The sequence below is a fragment of the Vibrio sp. 10N.261.52.A1 genome (assembly GCF_002876325.1).
GTDB lineage: Bacteria > Pseudomonadota > Gammaproteobacteria > Enterobacterales > Vibrionaceae > Vibrio > Vibrio chagasii.
The window spans coordinates 1-596 of sequence record NZ_MCYD01000258.1 but is presented as its reverse complement, the minus strand read 5'-3'; the positions used below and the strand labels follow the sequence as shown (position 1 = coordinate 596).

Annotated in this window: 1 protein-coding gene; it reads right to left on the bottom strand. The window is 46.3% G+C overall.

What is annotated here, in order from left to right; all coding sequences use genetic code 11:
• The coding region (locus tag BCT81_RS03345; protein WP_102423240.1) for a flagellar type III secretion system pore protein FliP at positions 1 to 586 on the bottom strand (586 nt) is incomplete at its 3' end.
• Positions 587 to 596: the final 10 nt, after the last annotated feature.

The window sequence follows — 596 nt, the reverse complement described above, 5'->3', positions numbered from 1 at the left end:
CCACCACTAAGTCGATGACAAGAAAGGGCAAAAACAACATAAAGCCGATTTGGAAGGCGGCCTTTAGCTCACTCAGCAGATAGGCCGGCAGTAAAACTAAGAAGGGAATATCCTGATCTGACTCTATGGAGGCTTCTCCTGCTATCTTGGAGACTTGTTCGAGTGCCTTACGTTGTGTTTGGTCGAGCATGTAGCGACGTAGTGGCTTTTCTGCGGTGGCTAACGCTTCCATCAAGGTCACTTCGTCGTTTGAGTATGGAATGTAAGCGGTATCGTAAATCTTGGTCCAAACTGGCCTCATGATCAGTAAGGTGAAAATGAGTGCAATGCCCACAAGCACCTGATTTGGTGGTGTTTGTTGCAGGCCGAGTGCTTGTCTTAAAATGGCTAATACAATAACGATTCGCGTGAAACTGGTACACATAATCACAAAGGCTGGAACGAAGCTCAGCAATGTCATTAGGATCAGAATCTGCAATTTAATGCTGTATTCGGTGCCGTCAGATGTGGTGGTTTCACTGAGAATCGTCAACCCTTCTGCGTGCGATGTGCCCGCAAATAAGGCTAAAGCTAGCGTGAAGAATATTGGTTTAGAC